The sequence below is a fragment of the Halobacillus halophilus genome (genome assembly GCF_020171985.1).
In the GTDB taxonomy this organism is placed as follows: Bacteria; Bacillota; Bacilli; order Bacillales; family Halobacillaceae; genus Halobacillus; species Halobacillus halophilus_A.
The window spans coordinates 1-14,774 of record NZ_JAIVAL010000017.1; the positions used below are offsets into that span (position 1 = coordinate 1).

Below are 14,774 nucleotides of genomic sequence, written 5' to 3' on the forward strand. Positions count from 1 at the left end.
GGTGGCGGAGGAAACGACGAGACTCCCGCGGGAGAAGGAGCTAGGCGAGACCCCGCAGGGAGTGAAACGAGCGAGGAGACTTGCCAGTTCCCCCGCAGGAAAGCGAGTTGTTTCCGCAGTCATCCCTTCTCTATATTAAGTAACGGACCCGATTTATCTCGAAATCAAGTCTTCAACAAACGGGAGCTTTACTGTTAAAGCAGCAAGGTGGTTTAATAGTCAATCCACGAAAGGTAGAAAGGACTTGAAACATCATGATGGCCACAGGACACCAAGTCGTTGGAATTACATTTGGAATAGGAGCATTGACCTTACTTCCCCAGCTCGCCCCTCATGCTAATGAGCCATTTTCAGCGGTATTTTTCTCTGGTATATAAACTTAATATTTTAGTTAATTTAAGATATTTTTAATAAAAATTGAAAAATGACTTAATATTTACCTTAAATTTACAAAATAATCTGATAGATTGCTAGACTTTACCAATAAAATACAATAAAATGAATAATAGGTAATGCGAAAGGGATGAAGCTGGATGGTCAGTTATCAGGTTATTGAACCTAGTCCATTGCATCAATTACAATTAAACTATACCTCATCCTTGTATGAAACATATATCCCCTTATTAAAAAAACAGTCCAAACAAGAAGCCACTTTTCAGGCAAGCCGATACTGCTTGACTCATCCGCCTAAGTATTTGGAGGATCAAATCGCATATCTGGAATTTCTTTATATGAATGATTTTTTTAAGGAGATGGATAAACTCCTTCAAAACCATAACTTGGACTCCCGTCTTGTTTATTTATATAGACTGCTATTAAACCGACTGAATAGCAAACCTTCAATAGGGCAACTACAGTCCTTACAAAAAGAAAAATTCCTCCATCCATCACTTCATTGCTTACATCTTTTCACAATTATTTATTATTATTATGATTTAAAAGAATATACGGGACTCGACAAGTACCTGGAACAAATCGATGAAGCTATTAGTGCCGTTAACGAACCTCTGACTCTTTACTATATGAGGATCAGGTATCATGAATTATTATTCCAGCATTATTGGAAGACGAATAACCCGCTTCTTGCTAAGAAATATGCTTATAAAATTACCAATACAGAATTATCACCTAAGAAAATCTGCCGTGTTTATCACAATCTTGCCCTATGCAATTTATATACCGACTATCCCACTGCCATGGAACAAGCTTTGAAGGCATTTGAAGCTGCAGAAAAGTATAGTTTAAATCGATGGGCCGCTATTATTAAAAACCATACGATTCCTTTTATTGCTGCCTATCATCTTCAGACAGAAGAAATAACAACGCCTGACCCCGTAGAAACAGCTCATTTAGCCATAGCTGACAAAGAATTTAATAAAGCTAGAACCATTCTGAAAAATATGGAAACTTGGACTCCGTTTCAAGAGTGCTACATGGGGGCAGCGAGTAAGAATATTCATCTGTTGGAAAACGCCCATTATCGGTTTATTCATGAGCTAGGAGATCAATTCTTTGCACTTTTACCCAAACACTATTTGAAGCGTTTATAAAATAAGGGGAGGTAGAAGAAAATGAAAAGACGTTTAACTGTATTTCTCTTAGGTATAATGTTGGCCGCAGGTACCTTGGGATCGGCATCTCTTGCATTTGATAATCAGGAAGATCAAAAACCTGAAGAAAGTTCGGAAGTCACTCTTGCCAAATTTAAGGCTCATGATCCAGGAGATTTAGGTATGGGGTAAAGATAGTCTGAATAAAGTTGAAAAAGCTGCCTCCTATGAAAGGGAGGCAGCTTTTTCATTATCTTGCCTTGCGGTGTTGTTCAATTTTTTGTTGAGCAGGTTCTTCTTTTCTAATCATCTTCGTAAATGCATAGACAAAGAGTATGATCACTATGGTAAATGGTAAAGCAGAAACAAGGGAAGCAGTCTGTAAGGCATTCAGCCCGCCTGCTAACAGCAGAACTCCAGCAATGGCTGCCATTAGAACCCCCCAAACAATTTTAATGATAAGCGGAGGTGTTAAGCTTCCATTAGTCGTCATACTTGCCAGGATGTACGTAGCGGAGTCTGCTGAAGTAATTAAAAATGTTGCAATTAATAAGATGGATAAAATAGATAGTATTCCCGTCATGGGAAGATGCTGGTAGGTTTCAAACAATGCTAAAGTTACGTCATTGTTAACCGCCTCAGCTATGTTTGTTCCGTTATTTAAATCGCTGTTTAAGGCTGTACCTCCAAAAGTAGCAATCCACAAGCAGGCAATTAATGGCGGCACGATCAGCACGCCGAAGATGAATTCTCTGATGGATCTTCCTCTTGATACACGGGCGACGAAAGTTCCAACGAATGGAGACCAGGCAATTACCCATGCCCAGTAGAAGATGGTCCACTCTCTCAGCCAGTCCCCTCCACCATCTTCATAAGGAGTGAGACGCAGGCTGTAACCCACGAAGTTTGTAATATAATCTCCAAGCCCTAGGGTGAAGGTATTAAGTATAAATACAGTAGGTCCTGCTATGAATACAAAGGCTAGTAAAACCATACATAAGCCAAGGTTCACGTTACTAAGCCACTTAATCCCTTTATTTAATCCTGTACTGGAAGAAGCTAAATAAAGGACGAGAAGTACGCCGGTAATGGCCAGTTGAATCATGGTGTTATTTGGCACACCGAATACGGCTTTTAGACCACCATTCATTTGCAGAATCCCAAGTCCGAGTGAGGTCGCGATACCCATGACCGTGGCAATGACGGCAAGCGAGTCAATAAAGGTCTTCACCCCTTTATTCTTACCCAGAACTGGTTCGAGTGCGGTGGAAATCAAACCGCTCTTATTCTGCCTGAACTGTAAAAATCCGATTAAGAGTCCGACAATGGCAAAAACAGACCACTGATTGATGCCCCAGTGGAAAAAAGCATATCCCATAGAAATTCGAGCTGCTTCTTCAGTCTGTGCTTCAAGCGTATTAAATGGAGTTGTGAAAAAGTGACTCATCGGTTCAGCTACGCCCCAAAACACTAAACCTGCTCCAAATCCAGCTGAGAAAAGCATGCCGATCCAAGTGAAGAAAGGATACTCTGGTTCAGAATCTGGCGGGCCGATTTTAATTTTCCCGTACTTACTCAGGGCTAACGCACCTAAGAAGATAACGAAGCCAAATACAGAGATGAGGTAAAACCAACCGAAATTTTTCGTTGTAAAACCAAATAAAGTGCTGGCTACACTGCCAAAACCTTCAGGATTGACGGCACCTATGACTACTAATACGGCAATCACAGTGGCCGAAATAAAAAATACTGGATTTTTCATACTGACTCCCTTCCTGGAAATGGATTTTGATAAATAGATCAGTGAATTAAATCAAATAATATTGATAATTTTATTCCCTTAAAAATCCCAAAAAAAACATGTAATAGGAGATATGTACAGTAGCTGTATTATTTTAACGTGAGCTGGAGTCAAATTCGCTTTTCAATATTCCCATAAGAATGGTGTCATAGTAGCTTCCTTGAACGAATTCATTTCTACGCAGACGCCCCTCCAGTTGAAATCCGGATTTTTCATATAACTGGAGGGCTTGATGATTTCCGCTCCAGGTATCGAGTTGTACCCTTTCTAAATTAAGGGTATAAAAAAGGTGATTGAGCAAAGTGTAAATAATATCTTTTCCATATCCCCGGCCCCAGTAATCGCGTTCCCCAATGGTGAGCCCAATCTCTGCGGCTCTTGTAACAGGATTCAAATTTCGATAATCACATTTGCCGATAGGTTCTTGCGTTGCTTTTGAATAAACAATAAAAACAGTTCCATGTTCCCATAAATGGTGTGCATTCAGATTTTTTTCATACTGGGCTTGGAGAGCTTCCAGAGGGTTATTATTCTGGGTAGCTGATTCACTTCCTGAACTAAGAAAAGTAAGGGCCTCATCATTAGCCCATGTGTAAAGATTCTCCAAATCTTTGCGAGACACGGGCTTTAAATCTACTAAGCGTCCTTTTAACATATCCCACCTCCTATGCCTCATTATTCGACTAAATATTGGATTTGTCAAAAAACACTGAATTTTTTATGTAGGTTCTATCTAGCTTTCCATTTCAGGGTAAGGAGGTATTCATCGTGTTTGAATCATGTGTGCAAGTAAAGAAGTTCATGAAAGACTACCCGGGTCACTGGTGGATCGCGGGTGGATGGGCGATTGACCTTCATATAGGCGAAGAAATAAGAGGGCACGAAGATCTTGATGTAGCTGTATTAAGGGAGGAGCAGTATATGCTCCAGACACACTTCAAGAATTGGAAAATGGAGTATATTAAAGAAGGGGAAGGAATAAATTGGAATTTGAAAGATTGGCTGGATGCCCCCATTCACGAGATGCATGCAACGAATCATTCTGGAGAACATATAGAGGTTTTATTAAATGAAAGGAAAGGGGACTATTGGCACTTTAGGCGTGACAATAAAATTAAATTTCCGCTTAGTTATATGCATCTTCGCTCTGAACAGGGAGTTCCTTATTTAAATCCGGAAATTGTCCTTCTTTACAAAGCAAAGAACACCCGTGAAAAGGACCACCAGGATTTTCACTCTATATTCCCCCACTTAAATGAACGTCAAAAGGAATGGATCAAGCAGAGTCTGATGCACCACCAGCCTGAACATGTCTGGTTAGAAAAATTATTATTTTAAAGTAAATCCTTAAGACTTCTCGTACTAAAATGATATGGTGGGAAAGTGAGTTAAACAGGAAGGGAGAAAGAATTTGATGAACAGAGAGAAAATTTGGGTAAAAGTGCGGGACAGTTTCTGGTTTCTTCCAACTCTTTACAGCCTAATATCTATCATTTCAGTTATTTTAATAAGTATTGTGGACTTATGGATCGTTCCGCAAGTTCAGGAAAGTATGCCGAAAATATTTTTAACGGAGAAAAGTGTGGCCACGACCCTGTATGGGTCTTTGATTACCTCAATATTGACGATGACCACCATTAGTTTTTCGACTATTATGGTGGTGCTGACCACTTATTCCACTCAGTTTTCACCGCGTACATTACAGGATTTTATGAAAAGCCGAGTGACCCAGCACGTTTTGGGGGTCTATTCATTTGGGTTTATCTTTGCACTTGTTAATTTATTATTACTAGGAGGCACCCAGAAAAAAGGTCTGGTCAGTCCATTTTTAACTGTGGTCGTATCCATCATTTGTTTAGGTTTTTTCATCCTGTTTATTCACCATTCCTCCCGCTTTTTACAAGTGAACAATTTAATTGGTGATATCCGCCAGACCACTTCAAGTGTTATTGCTAACACGTTTAAGGAAAAGAGCTATAATGAATCAACAGAGTGGGATGAAGAAGAGCTGGAAAGCTTGAAACAGAACAGTCAAGGAGTCATTTTTGCAAATGAATCGGGTTATCTTCAAGGAATGCAGATGGGGTTATTCATTCAGTGGGCTGTGAAAAATGATTTATTTATTGAAGCCAACACGTTAATTGGAGATTACATTCAAAAGGGTATGCCTCTGTTTTATTATTGGAAAGAGGATTCCTCAGAAGAAATTAAACCGGAGGAAGCGCTGCAATATATTATAGTAGGAAATGAGCGTACCGATATACAGGACATTGAATTTTCAATACAGAAACTCGTTGAAATAGCCGTCAAAGCCATCTCACCTAGTATTAATGATCCACATACAGCGGTGAACTGTATTAATCGAATAGGTTCGCTGCTTGCTGAATTAGGTTCAGTGTATGAGCCGATCCGCTATTATGCTGATGATAATAATCATCTTAGGCTGAAGATAGAGCCAAGGAAATTTCACGATTATCTGTACACCAGCTTCTATCAGATGCGCATCTATGGGAGTCACGATTTCTCTGTGATGAACGGAGTGATTGAAGCTCTCTATAAAATCTCTGTGGTGCATGATGAGAAGATTAAAGAGGACGTATGGAGGTTTGGCCGATATATGATGAAAGCTGTCGATACAAAGAGTATGGATCAGCTGGATTTTGAATACTTTGATAAGCAGGCTCAGAAGTTAGCATCAGCTTGTAATAAAACCGTTCAGTTCCCGCGCCCATATTAAATAGGTACATTTTTCCGGGAAGTCGACATTTTTTACAGTTTTTAGACAAATTGTTTACAATTTTGAGGATGGGGTAACAGTTAACTAGTCCACAATTACCATTTCCTCGCAATTATCTATTGATGTAAAAAAAGTTGAGCACCGGAAAGGAGAAAATGATGAAAAAAGTTACGTCGGTATTTTGGATTACTCTGGCCATCGCCTTATTTTCAGTTATTTGGGGGGCTGTTGCTCCTAAAAATCTGGAAAGCATTACAGGTTCGATACAGTCATTCATTTCTGTACATTTTGGCTGGTATTACTTATTAATCGTTACGGGTTTTGTCATTTTTTGTATTTATATGATTTTCAGTCCATATGGGAAAATTAAGTTAGGTAAACCTTCTGATAAGCCGGATTACAACTATGCCACATGGTTTGCGATGTTATTCAGCGCAGGTATGGGGATCGGTCTGGTTTTCTGGGGGGCAGCAGAACCGATTTACTTTTACTCAAAGAATGCTCCAACTGCAGAAACAGGCACTCCTGAAGCTTTGAACGAAGCCATGCAGTTCGTGTATTTTCACTGGGGAGTTCATGCCTGGGGGATCTATGCGATTGTTGCTTTAGTACTCGCCTATTTTAAATTCCGCCGTGGAGCGCCCGCTCTCGTAAGTGCCACTTTAGAGCCGCTATTTGGGGATAAGATGAAAGGTCCCTGGGGGAAAGCGGTTGACGTGGTTGCGGTTTTTGCAACTATTGTAGGTGTAGCTACTACTTTAGGATTCGGAGCAGCACAAATTAATGGTGGACTGACATTCCTTACGCCTATTAAGGATTCGTTTACTGTGCAGCTGATTATTATTGGTATCGTAACGGTCCTGTTTATGATGTCAGCTTACACTGGACTTAGTAAAGGGATTAAATACTTGAGTAATACTAATATGATTTTAGCTTTACTTCTGTTAGTAATGATGATGGTAATAGGTCCTACCTTATTTATTATGAATATGTTTACGGATACGATAGGAGCTTATTTGCAGAACTTGCCTTCCATGAGTTTTAGATTAGCTCCGAATAGTGAAGAGAACCGAACTTGGATTAACAACTGGACCGTATTCTACTGGGCCTGGTGGATCGCCTGGTCTCCGTTTGTCGGTATTTTTATCGCCCGTGTGTCCAAAGGACGTACAATTAGAGAGTTTCTATCCGGGGTGCTGTTAGTGCCATCTGTAATAGGATTTCTATGGTTCTCTGCTTTTGGATCTTCTGCCATCAATGTTCAGCAGGGCGGCGAAACGGACTTGTCTGAATTAGTTACGGAACAGACGCTATTTGGTGCTTTTGATAATTATCCATTAGGATTGATCATGTCCATCATTGCGATGATCCTTATTGGAACTTTCTTTATTACCTCCGCCGATTCTGCAACATTCGTATTAGGTATGCAGACTACGAACGGCTCGTTAACACCGCCGACTATGGTTAAATTTGCCTGGGGAATTATCCAATCCTCTATGGCAGCTGTGTTATTGTATTCTGGCGGCTTACAAGCCTTGCAAAATGCTTTAATCTCGGCAGCATTTCCATTCTCGTTTATTATGATTCTCATGGTTTTCTCGCTTTATAAAGCACTTCGTGCTGATAAAGCTTCCATAGAGAAAGAACACAGAGAATCTGAGGAAAAAACCTCTGCCTAAAATATTGGATAAAAGGACCGGGTAAAATCCGGTCCTTTATTTATGCTATAAGAATGATTGATTGAAGGCAATTTTTAGGATACATTAAATAAGGATCATAAAATCATAGACAAGTACGATAGAATAAGTGACACTATTAAAAAGGAGTATTGAACATGTGGGAATGGAGAAATATCTACCGTGGTATGCTTATGGGAGCAAGTGACGTAGTCCCAGGCGTAAGCGGTGGCACAATTGCGGTAGTCCTCGGTATCTATGATCGTCTAATTGAAGCGATCAACGGTTTCTTTACAAAGGAATGGAAAAAACATCTTAAATTCTTACTGCCGTTGGGAATTGGGGTTGTTACGTCTATTCTGCTGTTGGCAAAATTAATAGAATGGTTATTTGAACATTACCCTGGTCCCACTCAGTTTTTCTTCCTGGGATTGATTATAGGGGTTCTTCCGTACTTAACACATAAAGCGGATGTGAAGCATAAATTTAAAGCGAACCATTATTTCATCTTACTTATCGGTGCAGCACTCGTAGCTTCAATGGCATTCTTCCAGACCAATGAAACGGAACCTATGCAGAACTTAACGCTTTCCACCTATATCCTTCTTTTCTTTTCGGGCTGGATTGCGAGCAGTGCCATGATCCTGCCGGGTATAAGTGGGTCATTTATCTTGTTGATTATTGGGGTTTATTCAACAGTAGTCGGTGGAGTATCAGATTTGAAATTTGATATTATAGCAGTGGTCGGATTAGGAATTCTATTTGGTATTGTGGTTATGAGTAAGATTGTTAAATTCTTTTTGGAGAATTACACCTCAGGGACTTTTGCCCTCATTATTGGTTTAGTTATTGGGTCAGTATTTGTTATTTTTCCTGGTGTACCGGAAAGTGCAGCATTGTGGTTGGTAAGTGCCCTGACCTTCTTTGGAGGTCTTGTGGCTGCATGGCTGCTGGGCCGTGTGGAATATAAATAAGCAAATCATAAGACAAATGCATTCTTACCGATTATCATATGGATAAGAATCTGTTTAAAAGGAGAATGATGAGCATGGAATCAATTCATACAATAGAGAAATTCAACGAAACAATCGAGAGTGAGCAACCGGTTATTATTAAGTTCCAGGCAGACTGGTGCCCGGATTGTCGTCGAATGGATATGTTTATCGGAGAAGTTTTAGAGGAATATAATCAGTATCACTGGTACGACGTTAATCGTGACGAAATTCCTGAAGTTGCGGATAAGTATGAGGTTATGGGTATTCCTAGTTTGTTGATTTTTAAACAAGGTGAAAAAATAGCGCATTTGCATAGTGCAAACGCAAAAACCCCTGAAGAAGTAGAAGAGTTTTTGCAAACAAGTCTTTAAAGTAAACGTCCACATGGTTATTCCATGTGGACGTTTTGTATAAAGGGGGAACCTGTATTGTCAAAGCGATTGTTATTAGTAGGAGCAGGGCATGCGCATCTAGAGGTGATTCGAAGACTGAAAAGCGAAGCATGGGTAAATGTTGAGGTGTGTCTGATTTCTTCCTCCAGGTACCAATATTACTCTGGAATGTTTTCGGGATTCACAGAAGGTCTATACTCACTTGAGGATACACGAGTTTCATTGGAAAAGATTACAAGAGAAGCACGTATCCATTTCATTGAAAAAACCGTGGTCAGTTTGCGACCTAAACAGAAAAAAGTAATTTGCCATGACGGTTCCGTCTATCCGTTTGATGTTGTAAGTTTTGATATTGGCTCCAGAAGTTTACCTCAGGAGTTTGAAAATTCGGTAGCTCGGACCATCAAACCTAATTATGAATTTATATCTCAAATTGAAGAAGTTCGTAATACAACTCATCCTTTAATTGTAGGTGGAGGTGCTGCGGGAACGGAACTTGCTCTTTCGCTCCAAACTTATAAAGAAAAGAACCAAATTCCGGGACAAGTTAAGCTGGTAACTGCTGAGAAGGTCATGAGTGGATTTCCGAAATTAGTTTCCCATCGGCTTAAATCTTTACTTACTAAAAAAGGAGTCCAAGTGTGGGAGGATGAGAGTGTGGAGGAAATTCACGATCATTACATTGTGACGGACTCCGGTAATAAGATTCGGCATACGAGTGTTCTTTGGCTGGGAGGAGCTTCTGCGGAGCCTATCTTTAAACAGTCGGGCGTCGAAGTAGATGAGAAAGGATTTGCGCTGGTCCGGGACACTCTGCAATTTCAAGATTATGAATATATTTTTGGATCAGGGGACTGCGTAACCTTAGCGGGGTATCCTGAACTTCAGAAAAGTGGGGTCTATGCTGTTAAACAGGGCCCAGTGTTATGGAACAATTTGAGCCAATTCTTGTCTGGTCAATCCCTCCAGGAATATGATCCCCAAAAAAATGCCCTCTATATCTTATCAACTGGAAAACAGCAAGGATTTATGGTCTATGGTGCGCTGAGTCATCACAGCCACCAGGCCTGGAAGTTAAAAAATAAAATAGACAGAGATTTCATGGCTAAATATAAATAAGCGTCTCCATAAAGGAGGCGCTTATTTACTATATTTTCAGCCAGCTTCTCACTTTATTCCGGAATAGAAAAGTCAGGGCGAAGATCAGAGCAAATACAGTCAAGGCGATGAAGATCAATTGGCGGTCTCCACTTGCCAGACTAGTACCAACTAAACTATAAGCAAACGTTCCGGGAAGCATTCCAAAAACGGTGGCGATGATAAAGGATCGCAGCTTTACGCGTGTAACGCCCGCCAAGTAACTTAAGATGTCAAATCCTACAATAGGGATGAGCCTTAGAACGAATACATACAGAAAACCCCGTTCCTTCATACGGTAATATATCTTTTCAGACCATTTGGATTCTTGGAATTTCAAAACCGAATCTCCAAAGAACCGGCCCATTACGTAACCCGTAATACCAGCAGCGGTAGCACCTATTACAATATATAACATGCCTGGCCATAAACCGTATGCAAAAGCAGCAGCTAGTGAAAGAATAGATGTTGGAAATACCACGATCGGACCTATTGCGTATAAACCCATAAATAGAAGCGGTCCATAAATACCGAAAGAAAGAATGAAGCTGCGAATGCTATCCGCCGTGACATCAAATTGCTGCCGTATAAACCAGGCAATAACAAGGAAAACGATAACAAACAAGAGGGCACGTATGAGGCTTTTCCACTTCATAAAGATGAGCCTCCAAACGTCCGGATGCTCGATTCTTTTATATATAGAGTGACTTCTTCACCGGATATAGGTTTTTCGAGAGGAAGAGAGATCTTATGATCCAGGTCCTCTAAAAATATATGACCGACCGCCTGACCGTTCTGATAGGTAATGTGCTGGAGGACGCCGTTATAGGAGCGTGCTTCTTGTTCATTAATAGGATCGAGAGAGCATTCCTTTAGTGGAACATAGTTTTGTTCATCAATTACCAAATGACCTCCTAAAAAATCGGCAACAAATGAATTAGCTGGGTGCTTATGAATCACTTCTGCCTGATCGATTTGCTGGAATTTCCCTTCATGAAAGAGCGCAAGCCGGTCACCCATAATCATCGCTTCCTCGGTATCGTGAGTTACGAAGACTCCTGTTATGGATTGATTAACTAAAAAGTCTCTTACCCAGTATCTGATCTGTTGACGCAGCTTAGGATCAAGACTACTGAAAGGTTCATCAAATAATATGATTTCCGGCTCTGTGGCCATAGCACGAGCTAAAGCAACCCGTTGCTGCTGCCCCCCGGAAATTTCTGAGGGGAAGTAACTTTTGAAGCGATCTAATCCAGTCGATTTAAGCAATTCAGAGATTTTGTGGTTATTCTTTTTGCCCGCCAGTTTTGCTCCATAGGTGATATTTTCCTGAACGGTCATATGCGGAAATAATAAAGGCTGTTGAAAGACAAGGCTGATGTCCCGTCGATTAGCTTTTTGGAAAGTAATTTCTTTCCCATACATATGAATACTCCCTTGAGAAGGAGATTCCAAACCAGCCAGTATGCGCAATAACGTTGTCTTTCCACTTCCTGATGGTCCTACAATGCTGAGGATTTCTCCTCTTTTAAGTTGAAAGGCAAGGTCAGACAGGATGAGATCTTGATTAAATTGTTTACTCAGATGCTGAACGTCCAGTGTGTGGCTCATCTTGTATTCCTCCAGGGCATTCTAGAATAGGGGAGAAGGAGAATGAACGCTTCTACAATGATATACATTGCGAGTGGAATCATAGCAAACCATACAGCAAATGCAGCCATGACTGATGTATTTGCTGTATCAAGAAATGGAAAGAAAATCATGGGCAGGGTAACAATCCTGCCTCCCCCGATAATAGATGTAATGGCATATTGACTTAGACTGATAACGATTGTTAAGAATGTGACACTGCGGATCGCAGGTTTCATTAAAGGAAGTTCTACAGTGAACAATTGCTGCAGCGGCCCGGCTCCAAGAACCACTGGCTGTTCCAGCATGTGCTTTCCTAGCTGAGCATACGAATTGTGAAAAATTCGTATGCTGTATGGAATGGTCGGAACCAGGTGGATAAGGATAACACCAAGGGCGGTATCAGCCAGTCCTGCTTGAATCATGAACAAATGAAGGCCCATAGCGACCGCAAGCACAGGAATTAAAACGGGAGACAGAAACAAGGCTTCCAGCAGCGGTTTTCCTTTAAAGGAAAGTGTAGAAAGCGCTTTTCCTGCAGCGATTCCCACTGCCATATTCAGGATAAGCACTCCGGCTCCGACCACAATCGACCAGAGAGTAGCTTCAAGAAGGTTAGCAGCTGACCATAGCACCTGGAAACTTTCAATTTGAAAATGAAATGATTCTCCAGACTGGAAACGCCAGGGAGAACTGACACTCTGTAACAGAAGCAAGAGGACGGGCATTATAAATAATAAAAGAGCTAGCATAACGAAGGTCATTTTCTTTATATTCATATGGATCGTCCTCTCATAGCTCGCCAGCGCTTTTTCTGAAGGATAGAGAACCCGGCAGCCGAAAAAGCAAGAATGAGCAGACTTAGACTGACCATCGCTGCAAAAGACATAGGGCGATCTTCCCATCCGCTGCCATAAAACCATTCATAGCTGAGTACAGATATCATTTCTGGAAAAGTCGTTCCCATTAAAGCAGGAACTTCATAGGCAGAAATTGTGAAAGAGAAAACAATCAATGCGGTTTCGATTAATACTGGAAATATAGCAGGCCACTCGATTGCTGTGAACTGTCTGAACTTGCTCCCGCCAAGGGTTTTCACAAGGTCGTAGTATCCTGGTTTAATGGAGCCGTAAACCGGCAGAAGCATAAGAATTACAAAAGGAACTTCCTTCCATACATACGTAACGATAATACCAATTCCCTGAGGATCCCTCGTCCATATGGGGAAGGCGCTGCTGTTCTGGAGCACTCCTGCTTCTACAAGTAATTGGGCAGCTAGTCCTGTTTCCGAAAGCAGAAGGATAATCATATAGCCCCAAACAAAATGAGGAAACAGCATCGGAAGCCACACGAGAAGACGCGGGACGTGATGTTCCAAGTAGGGATAAAAGGACCGGGTGATTAGGACTCCGATAATCAAGGATACAATCGTTGCGATTAAGGTTGTTCGGATACTGAACCAAATCGAAGAAAGGAAGCGGGTGGATTCCAATAAATCAAGATAATATTCAAATGTCCATCTGTCTCCCCCTGACAGACTCTGAAAAATGGCGGAAAAAAACCCATATAGAGGAAGAGTCAGAAATAAAAGGGCAGGTATTAATAGGTAGACAGACTTATTGTTGAACAACTTCATTAAACCACTGATCCTTAATCCATTCTACATAGCTTGCTTCTGATTCTGGAAGGAAGCTTTCCTCAAGCTTTTTCTGGCTTAGTACGCTCTCCCCTCTTTCTACGGCTTTAAATTTTTTACGCATATTTTCGGGAAGCTTATCCAGACTGATGGGGGTATTCTCTCCCCAATAATCCGGCTTTAGCTTAGCCAATTGGGCTTCTGGAGAAAGCATGAAATTGATAACGGTTAAAGCTCCCTCAGGTTCAGTAGTGTTAAAAGGAATTGAGAGGAAGTGTGTATTTCCGATAGAACCGGGCTCCATAATAAAAGACCGCGTGGTTTCGGGGAAGACTCCTTCTTCAATAAGTGACTCAGCGCGAGCTTCATTGTACCCCATCGTCATCCACACTTCCCCTTGGCTGTATAACCGATCCAGCTCAGCTAAGGTGTTCGGATAGTGTTTACCCTTCCGCCATAGATTAGATTCTATCTCTTCTAAATAACTCCAGGTCTGATCAGCTGTTGCTGCTATTCTTTCTTCATCTAGAGACTGTTCATATATAGCAGAAGGTTCTTCAGCTTTCGCGTATAAGACATGTCTCAGAAAAGCGTTTCCTGTAAAGTCTTCCGCGTTTGGATAAGTGAATTTACCCGGATTCTGCTCGACCCAGCTTTTCAGCTCTTCAAATGATGAAGGTGGGGTGTCTAATTTGGACTGGTCGTAATGAAAAACAAATTGTACTTTACCCCATGGAGCTTCCATTCCATCGGCTGATGTACCGAAATCCGTCTGAAAAGCAGGATCATCAGTATCGTAATATTCTTGGAAGTTAGGAAGTGCATTTACAAAAGAGCCAGCAAGCAGACTGTTTTCTTTAGCATTTTTAAAATTCTCACCGTTCAGCCAAATGATGTCAATCGTTCCTTCCGACTTACCAGCCTTCTTTTCAGTTTGAAGCTTTTGCAGGATTTCACCCGTATCCATAGGAACTCGCTCCAACTCAATATTATAATTTTCTTTTAGACGGGGAGCTGCCCATTCATCAATGTACTGGTTGATCCCTTCATCGCCGCCCCACATAAACAAGCGCACGGTTGTACCATCTGCAGCACTTTCTATATCTGACCAGGGCTTTTCTGTCACTTCAGATAATGCAGTTTCGTTTGATGATGTATTTCCGCAAGCGGCTAATAGCGCTATTAGAATGATACTAAATAGAAGCCATTTTTTTCTCATTG

Annotated in this window: 15 protein-coding genes; 8 read left to right on the top strand and 7 right to left on the bottom strand. The window is 41.1% G+C overall.

Annotation, left to right across the window (positions count from 1 at the left end; translation table 11 throughout):
* Nucleotides 1–533 precede the first annotated feature (533 nt).
* Both LCM11_RS19500 and LCM11_RS19505 read left to right on the top strand, forming a co-directional pair.
* Nucleotides 534–1,550 (top strand): AimR family lysis-lysogeny pheromone receptor, encoded by a 1,017-nt coding sequence (locus tag LCM11_RS19500; protein ID WP_224895911.1) that lies wholly within the window; start codon nt 534–536, stop codon nt 1,548–1,550.
* A 21-nt stretch (nt 1,551–1,571) separates the two neighbouring features.
* Nucleotides 1,572–1,742, top strand: a complete 171-nt coding sequence (locus LCM11_RS19505) for a hypothetical protein (protein WP_224895912.1) — start codon at nt 1,572–1,574, stop codon at nt 1,740–1,742.
* A 58-nt stretch (nt 1,743–1,800) separates the two neighbouring features.
* On the opposite strand, the gene LCM11_RS19510 is transcribed toward LCM11_RS19505, so the two are convergent.
* Both LCM11_RS19510 and LCM11_RS19515 read right to left on the bottom strand, forming a co-directional pair.
* Nucleotides 1,801–3,312, bottom strand: a complete 1,512-nt coding sequence (locus LCM11_RS19510; protein WP_224895913.1) for a BCCT family transporter — start codon at nt 3,310–3,312, stop codon at nt 1,801–1,803.
* A 133-nt stretch (nt 3,313–3,445) separates the two neighbouring features.
* Nucleotides 3,446–4,006, bottom strand: a complete 561-nt coding sequence (locus LCM11_RS19515; protein ID WP_224895914.1) for a GNAT family N-acetyltransferase — start codon at nt 4,004–4,006, stop codon at nt 3,446–3,448.
* A gap of 113 nt (nt 4,007–4,119) precedes the next feature.
* Between LCM11_RS19515 and LCM11_RS19520 the strand changes: the two genes are divergently transcribed.
* From LCM11_RS19520 to LCM11_RS19545, 6 genes are all read left to right on the top strand, one after another.
* On the top strand, nt 4,120–4,689 hold the full coding sequence (locus LCM11_RS19520; protein WP_224895915.1) for a nucleotidyltransferase domain-containing protein: 570 nt from the start codon (nt 4,120–4,122) through the stop codon (nt 4,687–4,689).
* Nucleotides 4,690–4,765: 76 nt separating this feature from the next.
* Nucleotides 4,766–6,088, top strand: coding sequence for a DUF2254 domain-containing protein (locus LCM11_RS19525; RefSeq protein WP_224895916.1), 1,323 nt, complete (start codon nt 4,766–4,768; stop codon nt 6,086–6,088).
* Between the two features lie 158 nt (nt 6,089–6,246).
* A complete protein-coding gene (locus LCM11_RS19530) occupies nt 6,247–7,767 on the top strand; it encodes a BCCT family transporter (protein ID WP_224895917.1) in 1,521 nt (506 codons plus the stop codon).
* Nucleotides 7,768–7,922: 155 nt separating this feature from the next.
* The gene (locus LCM11_RS19535) at nt 7,923–8,738 is read left to right on the top strand and encodes a DUF368 domain-containing protein (protein WP_224895918.1); all 816 of its coding nucleotides are present in this window, start codon (nt 7,923–7,925) and stop codon (nt 8,736–8,738) included.
* Between the two features lie 38 nt (nt 8,739–8,776).
* The gene (locus tag LCM11_RS19540) at nt 8,777–9,130 is read left to right on the top strand and encodes a thioredoxin family protein (RefSeq protein WP_224895919.1); all 354 of its coding nucleotides are present in this window, start codon (nt 8,777–8,779) and stop codon (nt 9,128–9,130) included.
* A 57-nt stretch (nt 9,131–9,187) separates the two neighbouring features.
* Nucleotides 9,188–10,270 (top strand): FAD-dependent oxidoreductase, encoded by a 1,083-nt coding sequence (locus LCM11_RS19545; protein ID WP_224895920.1) that lies wholly within the window; start codon nt 9,188–9,190, stop codon nt 10,268–10,270.
* Between the two features lie 28 nt (nt 10,271–10,298).
* Here LCM11_RS19545 and LCM11_RS19550 read toward each other — a convergent pair whose 3' ends face one another.
* The 5 genes from LCM11_RS19550 to LCM11_RS19570 are packed head-to-tail and all read right to left on the bottom strand — an operon-like array spanning nt 10,299 to nt 14,772.
* Complete coding sequence (locus tag LCM11_RS19550) at nt 10,299–10,943, bottom strand: TVP38/TMEM64 family protein (protein ID WP_224895921.1); 645 nt, start codon at nt 10,941–10,943, stop codon at nt 10,299–10,301.
* Nucleotides 10,940–11,899 (bottom strand): ABC transporter ATP-binding protein, encoded by a 960-nt coding sequence (locus tag LCM11_RS19555; protein ID WP_224895922.1) that lies wholly within the window; start codon nt 11,897–11,899, stop codon nt 10,940–10,942. Before LCM11_RS19555 ends, LCM11_RS19550 begins: the two co-directional genes overlap by 4 nt.
* Nucleotides 11,896–12,696 (bottom strand): ABC transporter permease, encoded by an 801-nt coding sequence (locus LCM11_RS19560; protein ID WP_224895923.1) that lies wholly within the window; start codon nt 12,694–12,696, stop codon nt 11,896–11,898. Before LCM11_RS19560 ends, LCM11_RS19555 begins: the two co-directional genes overlap by 4 nt.
* Entirely contained in the window at nt 12,693–13,553 is an 861-nt protein-coding gene (locus LCM11_RS19565; protein ID WP_224895924.1) for an ABC transporter permease, read from the bottom strand. The genes LCM11_RS19560 and LCM11_RS19565 overlap by 4 nt, the downstream gene beginning before the upstream one ends.
* Nucleotides 13,534–14,772 (bottom strand): ABC transporter substrate-binding protein, encoded by a 1,239-nt coding sequence (locus LCM11_RS19570; RefSeq protein WP_224895925.1) that lies wholly within the window; start codon nt 14,770–14,772, stop codon nt 13,534–13,536. The genes LCM11_RS19565 and LCM11_RS19570 overlap by 20 nt, the downstream gene beginning before the upstream one ends.
* Between the last annotated feature and the right edge of the window lie 2 nt (nt 14,773–14,774).

Bases quoted from the DNA above. Each gene is read 5' to 3' on its own strand.
- LCM11_RS19500 (WP_224895911.1), top strand. From the start codon at position 534: ATGGTCAGTTATCAGGTTATTGAACCTAGTCCATTGCATCAATTACAA.
- LCM11_RS19505 (WP_224895912.1), top strand. From the start codon at position 1,572: ATGAAAAGACGTTTAACTGTATTTCTCTTAGGTATAATGTTGGCCGCA.
- LCM11_RS19510 (WP_224895913.1), bottom strand. From the start codon at position 3,312: ATGAAAAATCCAGTATTTTTTATTTCGGCCACTGTGATTGCCGTATTA.
- LCM11_RS19515 (WP_224895914.1), bottom strand. From the start codon at position 4,006: ATGTTAAAAGGACGCTTAGTAGATTTAAAGCCCGTGTCTCGCAAAGAT.
- LCM11_RS19525 (WP_224895916.1), top strand. From the start codon at position 4,766: ATGAACAGAGAGAAAATTTGGGTAAAAGTGCGGGACAGTTTCTGGTTT.
- LCM11_RS19530 (WP_224895917.1), top strand. From the start codon at position 6,247: ATGAAAAAAGTTACGTCGGTATTTTGGATTACTCTGGCCATCGCCTTA.
- LCM11_RS19535 (WP_224895918.1), top strand. From the start codon at position 7,923: ATGTGGGAATGGAGAAATATCTACCGTGGTATGCTTATGGGAGCAAGT.
- LCM11_RS19540 (WP_224895919.1), top strand. From the start codon at position 8,777: ATGGATAAGAATCTGTTTAAAAGGAGAATGATGAGCATGGAATCAATT.
- LCM11_RS19550 (WP_224895921.1), bottom strand. From the start codon at position 10,943: ATGAAGTGGAAAAGCCTCATACGTGCCCTCTTGTTTGTTATCGTTTTC.
- LCM11_RS19555 (WP_224895922.1), bottom strand. From the start codon at position 11,899: ATGAGCCACACACTGGACGTTCAGCATCTGAGTAAACAATTTAATCAA.
- LCM11_RS19560 (WP_224895923.1), bottom strand. From the start codon at position 12,696: ATGAATATAAAGAAAATGACCTTCGTTATGCTAGCTCTTTTATTATTT.
- LCM11_RS19565 (WP_224895924.1), bottom strand. From the start codon at position 13,553: ATGAAGTTGTTCAACAATAAGTCTGTCTACCTATTAATACCTGCCCTT.
- LCM11_RS19570 (WP_224895925.1), bottom strand. From the start codon at position 14,772: ATGAGAAAAAAATGGCTTCTATTTAGTATCATTCTAATAGCGCTATTA.